This is a genomic window from Amycolatopsis sp. NPDC114505, from assembly GCF_055633615.1.
In genome coordinates this window covers 64,741-72,225 of the sequence record NZ_JBVKDV010000007.1, presented here as the reverse complement: position 1 = coordinate 72,225, position 7,485 = coordinate 64,741, and the positions used below count along the sequence as shown (strand labels likewise).

Here is a 7,485-nt window from a genome sequence, read left to right as displayed (position 1 = left end):
CCCCCGGCCGGGATCAAGGGACCGCTTCCGCCAACGGCGTCGGAGGCGGTCCCTTTCGTTTGTGCGCGCCGTGAAAGTTCGTGAGCGCAGCCAAAAGGCGGTGTACGGCGACCCGAGCCGTGCACCGCCTCTCCAAGCCCGTCACACCTCGGCGAGCAGCCCCAGGGAGCACAGCGAGCCCGCCAGCAGCATCATGTCGTACCGCGTGTCCTCGACGTCGGTCTCCCACAGCGCCGCCAGCACCGCGCTCGCGCGGTCCACGTCGCCGTTGTGCTGCTTCAGGGCGATCCACATCGCCGCCGCCACCGGCTCGCATTCGACCTGGCGGCTCGAGTTGCGGCAGCTCAGCTGGAGGTGGCCGGTGGGGAGCATCCGCTGGGTGACGCCGGGAACGGTCTGGATCGCCATCATGACTACCTCCGAGGGGCGGGTCGTTTTCTCGATGTACCAAGTTTCGCGGACTGGGCCCTCCCGGACCATGGGGTCCGCACCTGAACTCCGCCTGGGGTTTCCCCACCCCACCCCCTAGGGGATCCAGTCACCCAGCCGGGCCTTGACACTGGCCAGCACGCCGTCGAGCTGGTCGTTCAGGTAGAAGTGCCCACCGGGGAACACCTCCACGGCGCAGCCGCCGGTCGTGTGGACGCGCCAGGCGTCCGCCTCGGCCAGGTCGGTCACCGGGTCGTCGTCGCCCACCAGCACCTGGATCGGGCACTCCAGCTCACGCCCCGGGCGGTGTTGGTACGTCTCCACCGCCGTGTAGTCGCCGCGGATCGCGGGCAGCACGATGCGCAGCAGCTCGTCGTCGCCCAGCACGGCGCTGTCGGTGCCGCTGAGCTCCCGGATGGCCGCGATCAGGCCGTCGTCGTCGCGCTGGTGGACGTACTCGATGCGCTGGGCGGACGGCGCCCGGCAGGCGGACGCGAACAGGCCCAGCGGCCGCGCGCCCCGCGCTTCGAGCCGGCGGGCGACCTCGTAGCCGAGCGTCGCGCCCATGCTGTGGCCGAAGAGCGCCACCGGCCGGTCGAACCACGGGCCGAGGTCGTCGGCGATCGCGTCGGCCATCGCGTCGACGTCGTCGTAGCAGCTCTCGCCGAGGCGGTCCTGGCGGCCGGGGTACTGGACGGCGACGACGTCGGCGTCCAGCCCGGCGCCGGCGGCCGCGCGCGAGAACGGGAAGTACGCGGTCGCCGACCCGCCCGCGTGCGGCAGGCAGACCAGCCGCACGGCGGCGTCGTCGGCCGCGTGGAAGCGCCGGATCCACCGGCTCGTTCTTTCGTTCACAGCAGTCACAGTTTCCGAAGTGTTCGGGGCTTTCCCCGCGCTGACAACCCCTACCGAAACTGTGTGCGATTCACTCCGTTGGGTGACTTTAGGTTGCGGTTGGCCCTGCTTAGGCGCCTGCTGCGAACGTCGTAGGGGCAGGAAGACAACCGCCTGCTTCGAGGAGCTTGCGATGGGCGCGATCTGGGGGCAGAACCGCCGCGAAAATCCGCAGGGGGCCTTGGCTTTTCTCGAGGACCTGCTGATCGAATGCGACGCCGGCACAGGGGAAACGGTGCTGGTCGGTGGGGGGCCGGCCAGCGGGAAGACACACTTGCAGCACCAGGTGGTGGTGCGGGCGAAGGAACTGGGGATCGTCACGCTCACCGCCGCCGGTGCCGCCGACGAACGCGACGTGGACGGCGGGGTGATCGACCAGCTGCTGGCGAACCCGCTGCTGCCGCCGTCGCTGACCGGTGGCCCGTTCACCGACGACACCGATGACCGGATCGCCGAGCTGTGCAGCGCGATCCACCGGCTGGCCCGCGAACGCGCGGTGCTGGTCGCGGTCGACGACCTCCACCACGTGGACGAGACCTCGGCGCGGCTCCTGCTGCGCCTGCAGCGGCGGGCACCGTCCGCCGCGTTGCTGCTGGTCCTGAACCACACCGACGGGTCGTACGCGGATTCGCCGTTCACCTCGCTGCCGCACCGGCACGTCGAGCTGACGCCGCTGTCCGTCCAGGCCATCGCCGAGCTGGTGCCGGCCGCCGGTGCCGGGCTGCCCGAGCAGATCCACGAGCTGAGCGCCGGGAACCCGCTGCTGGTCCGGGCCCTGGTCGACGCTCACCGCGGCAGCGTGGACACCGGCTCGGCCTACTCCGAGGCCGTCCAGCGGCTGCTGCACCGCTACGGCTCGCCGCTGCGCGAGGTGGCGACCGCGATCGCGGTGCTGGACAGCGACGTCACGACCGAGGCCGTGGCCATCGTCGCCGGGGTCGACCCCCTGGAGGCCGAGACGTCCACCGGGCGCCTCGCCGACGCGGGCCTGGTCGCGGGTGTCCGGTTCCGGCCGTCGGCCGCCGCCGCGGTGGTCTGCGGGCTGCGCGGGCCCGAGAAGGTCCGGCTGCACGCCCGGGCCGCCGAGGTCAAGCACGCCCGCGGGCTGAGCCCCGCCGAAGTCGCCCGGCACCTCGTCGCCGCGGGCGAGGCGGAGCCCGAGTGGGCGCTGCCGGTGCTGGTCGCGGCGGCGGAGCAGGTCATGCTCGCCGACGACATCGAGTTCGCCACCCGTTGCCTGAAGCTCGCCGCGTCGGTCTCGACGGCGCGGTGGGAGCAGCAGACGATCTCCCAGCTGCTCGCCAAGATCACCTGGCGCGTCAACCCGGCCGCCGCCGCGCCGCACCTGAGATCGCTGCGCGAGGCGGGTTCGCTGGACTCCTCCGACCGGTTGGGGCTCGCGCGGCAGTCGCTGTGGCTGGGCGACCGGGACACCTTCGAGCGCTCGTTCGCCGCGCTCGAGCACGACGTCGAACCGCTCGACCCGCGCACGTCCGCGGAGCTGATCCTCGCGGGTTATTGGCACCACGGCGTCTCGACGACGACGGCCGACCCGGGCGATCCCTGGCTGCACACGGCGAACTCACTGGCCGCGGTGTGGCGCACCGGGGGCACCGAGACGACGTCGGCGTGCGCGGAACGGATCCTGCAGAACTGCCGGCTTTCGGACACCTCGCTGGAAGCGCTGGCGACGGCGATCCTCGCGCTGGCCCACGACGACAAGGCCGACCGCGCGGAAGGCTGGTGCACGTCGCTCAGCGAGGAAGCCGAATACCGCGGCGCGATCACGTGGAAGGCGATGCTCGACGCGATCGGCGCGAGCCTGCTGCTGCGCCGGGGCGACGTCCCGGGCGCCGTCGACCTCGGGAGCCGGGCGCTGGGCATGCTGGACGCGCCGAACTGGGGCGTCGCGATCAGCTACCCGCTGGCGACGCTGCTGATCGCGCACACCGCGGCCGGGGCGTTCAAGGACGCGGCGGCGGTGCTCCGGCACCCGCTGCCGGACGCGGCGTGGACGACCCTCGGCGGCGTCCGCTACCTGCGGGCCCGCGGGCACTTCCACCTGGCGACCAACCGCGGTCTCGCGGCGGTGAGCGACCTGCAGCAGTGCCGCCGGATCCTGCACGAGCAGGACCTGGAGCTCCCGGCGGTCCTGCCGTGGCAGGCCGACCTGGCGGAGGCGAACCTCGGCCTGGGCAACACGGCGATCGCCGTCGAGCTGGCCAAGCAGTCACTGGCCGGCCCGGCCGACGCGTACTCGCGCGGATCGGCCCTGCGGGTACTGGCACTGGCCGGCGACGCGGCGGCCCGCCCGGGCCTGCTGAACCGGGCGGCGGAGGCGTTCCGGGCGTCCGGCGACCGGCTGGAGCTGGCGAAGACGATGCGCACGATCAACCACCTGAGCCAGCGCGCGGAGCGGGCGGGGAGCCTGGTGAAGGCGGTGCACGTGCCGCGCCAGGGGAGGTCCCGGCCGGCCGCGCCCCGCCCGGCGGTGCGCCCCGAGCCGGCGTCGCAGTCGGCGTCGGTGCTGAGCGAGGCGGAGCTGAGGGTGGCCGAGCTGGCGGTGGAGGGCCGGACGAACCGGCAGATCGCGGAGACGCTGTACATCACCGTGAGCACGGTGGAGCAGCACCTGACCCGGGTGTACCGCAAGCTGGGCGTGGCCGGCCGGGCCGCACTGGCGGGCGAGTTCGCCGACGCCGAGGGCGGACAGTGAACGTGCTGCTGAGCGAGGTGGAGCTGCGAGTCGCCGAACTGGCCGCCGACGCGACGGGCATCGAGGCGATCGCGGAGGCACTGGGGGTGCGGCCGGAGGAGGCCGCGGGGATCTTGGAGACGGTGTACCGCAAGCTGGGCGCGGCGACCAGTGCGATCCCGAAAAGCCGTGAGGGGCACCTTCACGGCTCTTAGGCCATGAAGATGCCCCTCGGGGCGCCGGGTGCGGTTCTGCCGGGGTCGGGCGTGCCGAGCCGGTCGACCCGGCCCGGAACGCGTTGAAGGGGCCCTTCCCTGCACCGGAGACGGTGTACCGCAAGCCGGGCGCGGCGAACAGCGGTGCCCCTCGCGGGCGCCGGGTGCGGCTCTGCCGGGGTCGGGCGCGCGGCCGGAAGCGCGGAAGGGGCCCTTTCCCGCACCCAAGCGGGAAAAGGCCCCTTCAGCACAACCGGGGTCAGGAACCGCGCTGGTCCGCCACCACCGCGGCGATGATGTCGTCCAGCGTGCGGGTCGGGGAGAAGCCGATCTGCCCCAACGCCTTCTCGCAGTTCGGGATCCGGCGCTGCATGTCCTCGTACCCGTCGCCGTACGCCTCCTCGTACGGCACCTTCGCGATCGTGCTCGCCGAGCCCGTCGCCGAGATCACGCGCTCGGCCAGCTGGGCGATCGTCGTCTGCTCGGTGCTGCCGAGGTTGAACACCTTGCTGTACGCCGTTTCGTCGGACAGCAGCGCCACCAGTGCCGGGACGACGTCGTGGACGTGGCAGAAGCAGCGCGTCTGCTGGCCGTCGCCGAACACCGTGATCGGCTCGCCCGCCAAAGCCTGCTTGACGAAGCGCGGGATGACCATGCCGTACCGCCCGGTCTGGCGGGGGCCGACCGTGTTGAACGGGCGGACGATCACCGTGCGCAGGCCGTGCTCGACCGCGTACAGGTACGCGAACGTCTCGTCCAGCGCCTTCGCCTCCGCGTACGACCAGCGGTTCTTCAGCGGCGAGCCGATGATGCGGTCGGCGTCCTCGGTGAGGCCGTCGGCGGTGTTCTTGCCGTAGATCTCGCTCGTGGACGCCACCAGGATCGGCACGTCGTGCTGCAGCGCCGCGTCCAGCATCGTCTCGGTGCCGTGGAGGTTGGTGCGCAGGCTCTCCATCGTCTTGTCGAGGATGGTGAACACGCCGACCGCGGCCGCGAGGTGGAAGATCGCGTCGATGCCGGCCATGCACGCCTCGACCGCCGAGGGGTCGGTCACCGAGCCGCGCACGAAGCGGAAGCCCGGCTGGTCGCGGACGCCGGCGAGGTTGTCGAGCGTGCCGGTGCTGAGGTTGTCGAGCGCGACGACCTCGTGGCCGCGCTCCAGGAGGTGCTCGGTCAGGTGGGAGCCGATGAAGCCGGCGCCGCCGGTGATGAGGTAACGCACGTCGGATTTCCTCTCAGTTCGCGAACAGCGAAGGGTCGAAGCGGTAGGTGGCGTCGATGACGAGCGGGCAGTCGCCGAGCCAGTCGTAGCCGTGGCCGGGCTGGACGGTGTGGATCAGCGCGACGTCCCAGTCGTCACCGTCCGGCTCGACGACGCTGTCGAGCTGGCCGCCGGTGACGCGGATGGTCGGGACCAGCGGGTCGTGGTAGCCGACCTTCGCGCCCTTGGCCGCCAGCAGGTCGATGATGTCCAAAGCGGACGACGACCGGACGTCCTGGACGCCGGGCTTGTACGTCACGCCGACCACCAGCACGCGGGTGCCGGCCAGGCCCTTCCCGTCGCGGGACAGGGTGTTGGCGACGCGGTCGACGACCTGCTTGGGCCGTTCGGCGATGGCGTGCATGGCCTGGGTGACGAGCGGCGCGTTGTGCTGCGTCGCGCGCAGCTGCCAGAGCAGGTAGTGCGGGTCGCACGGGATGCAGTGGCCGCCGACGCCCGGGCCGGGGTGGAAGGCCATGAAGCCGTAGGGCTTGCTCGCCGCCGCGTCGATCACCTCGATGGGGTCGATCGCGAAGCCGTCGCTGATCTCCGCGAACTCGTTGGCCAGCGCGATGTTCACCGCGCGGAACGTGTTTTCGTACAGCTTCGTCAGCTCGGCGACCTCGGCCGAGCTGACGCAGTGCACCTGCGGGGTCAGGAGGTTGATGACGCGCCGGGCCATCGCGGTGCACGCCGGCGTCACCCCGCCCAGGACACGCGGGGTCTCCTGCTGCGTGTGCGTGACGTTGCCGGGGTCGATGCGCTCGGGGCTGGACGCGACGAAGATGTCGCGGCCGATCTTGAAGCCCTTGGCGACCAGCGGCTTCACCAGCATTCGCTCGGAGGTGCCGACGTAGCTGGTGGAGGTGAGGATCAGCGTCTGGCCGGCCCTGGCGTGCGCGATCACGGCCGTGCAGGCGCTTTCCAGCGGACCGAGGTCGGGCAGCAGGTACTCGTCCAGCCCGGTCGGCACGCACACCAGCACCGCGTCGGCCTCGGCCATCCGTTCCGGATCGGCGGTGAGCTGGAAGTCCTCCTGGTGCACGGCTTTCTCGAGCCGGCGGTGGTCGGCTTCGATCAGGTCGACCTCGCCGGTGCGGATCGCGTCGAGGCGGTTCTGCGAGAGGTCGATGCCGATGATCGCGACACCGCTCTCGTGCAGGCCCAGCGCGGTCGGCAGGCCGACGTACCCCATCCCGATCACCGCGACGGAGGTCAGCTCGTTCAGTTCGGCCAGGATTTCGTGTTCAGCGACAGTACTCGTCATTGTGGTTCACCCGTTTCTCGCGCGGTGGAAGGGTCAGTGCACGACCCGGACGATTTCGAAGGCTTCGGCGAGCTCGGTGGAGATCTGCGAACCCCGGTACTCGGCCAGGGCGCGGACTCCCCGCTCGCTGCGCGGGTGGGGCCAGGGCTCGAGCTCCTTGCCGTACGCGCGCAGGGCTTCGATCTTGCGCTCGATGTGCGTCTCCTCGAGGCGCTGCCAGCAGTTGGGACGGAAGGTGACCGGCAGCCCGGACGCCTCGCCGACGTCGGTGGCCGAGCGGATCTCGAAGGTCCGCACCTCCTGGACGCTGCCCTTGCCCGGCCGGCCCGCGACCCGGGCGGCCCGGCTGACCAGCGCGTGGTCGGTGCTCAGGTCGCACATGCTCGTGGTGAGGATCGTGTCGGGCTCGAAGTCCCGGACCTCGTTCTCCACCATCCGGTTGAGCTCGAGGTGGCTGACGGTGTCGAGGCGGTTGTCCCCGAACTCGTGGATGCGCACGCGTTCGATGCCCAGCGTCTTCGCGGCCAGCTCGATCGCGGCGGTGCGGTTGACGACCCCGGCGCCGTTCGCCGACCGTGAGCCGTCGTCGTTGGTGAGGATGCAGAGCGCGATCGTCACGCCCTCGTCGGCGAGCCGGGCGATGGTGCCGCCCGCGCCGAGCGTCTCGTCGTCGCCGTGCGCTCCCACGACCAGCAGCTTGCTAATTTTCCTGCGCATAACGGAT

7 protein-coding genes are annotated in these 7,485 nt (G+C 71.5%); 2 read left to right on the top strand and 5 right to left on the bottom strand.

Features of this window, described 5'->3' with window-relative positions; genetic code table 11:
* Nucleotides 1–141: 141 nt before the first annotated feature.
* Both ACZ7OU_RS49125 and ACZ7OU_RS49120 read right to left on the bottom strand, forming a co-directional pair.
* Nucleotides 142–411: a hypothetical protein gene (locus ACZ7OU_RS49125; RefSeq protein ID WP_470245458.1), complete on the bottom strand. Its 270-nt coding sequence runs from the start codon at nucleotides 409–411 to the stop codon at nucleotides 142–144.
* 114 nt (nucleotides 412–525) lie between these two features.
* Nucleotides 526–1,284 carry a thioesterase II family protein gene (locus ACZ7OU_RS49120; protein ID WP_470260613.1) on the bottom strand — a complete coding sequence of 253 codons (759 nt, stop codon included), beginning with the start codon at nucleotides 1,282–1,284 and terminating at the stop codon, nucleotides 526–528.
* A 172-nt stretch (nucleotides 1,285–1,456) separates the two neighbouring features.
* Between ACZ7OU_RS49120 and ACZ7OU_RS49115 the strand changes: the two genes are divergently transcribed.
* Nucleotides 1,457–4,039 carry a helix-turn-helix transcriptional regulator gene (locus tag ACZ7OU_RS49115; protein ID WP_470260612.1) on the top strand — a complete coding sequence of 861 codons (2,583 nt, stop codon included), beginning with the start codon at nucleotides 1,457–1,459 and terminating at the stop codon, nucleotides 4,037–4,039.
* Complete coding sequence (locus ACZ7OU_RS49110) at nucleotides 4,036–4,233, top strand: hypothetical protein (RefSeq protein ID WP_470260611.1); 198 nt, start codon at nucleotides 4,036–4,038, stop codon at nucleotides 4,231–4,233. Before ACZ7OU_RS49115 ends, ACZ7OU_RS49110 begins: the two co-directional genes overlap by 4 nt.
* A 259-nt stretch (nucleotides 4,234–4,492) precedes the next feature.
* Here ACZ7OU_RS49110 and ACZ7OU_RS49105 read toward each other — a convergent pair whose 3' ends face one another.
* The 3 genes from ACZ7OU_RS49105 to ACZ7OU_RS49095 are packed head-to-tail and all read right to left on the bottom strand — an operon-like array spanning nucleotide 4,493 to nucleotide 7,478.
* A complete protein-coding gene (locus ACZ7OU_RS49105; RefSeq protein ID WP_470260610.1) occupies nucleotides 4,493–5,455 on the bottom strand; it encodes an NAD-dependent epimerase/dehydratase family protein in 963 nt (320 codons plus the stop codon).
* 13 nt (nucleotides 5,456–5,468) lie between these two features.
* A complete protein-coding gene (locus tag ACZ7OU_RS49100; protein WP_470245453.1) occupies nucleotides 5,469–6,761 on the bottom strand; it encodes a nucleotide sugar dehydrogenase in 1,293 nt (430 codons plus the stop codon).
* 33 nt (nucleotides 6,762–6,794) lie between these two features.
* Nucleotides 6,795–7,478: a PIG-L deacetylase family protein gene (locus ACZ7OU_RS49095; protein ID WP_470245452.1), complete on the bottom strand. Its 684-nt coding sequence runs from the start codon at nucleotides 7,476–7,478 to the stop codon at nucleotides 6,795–6,797.
* Nucleotides 7,479–7,485: the final 7 nt, after the last annotated feature.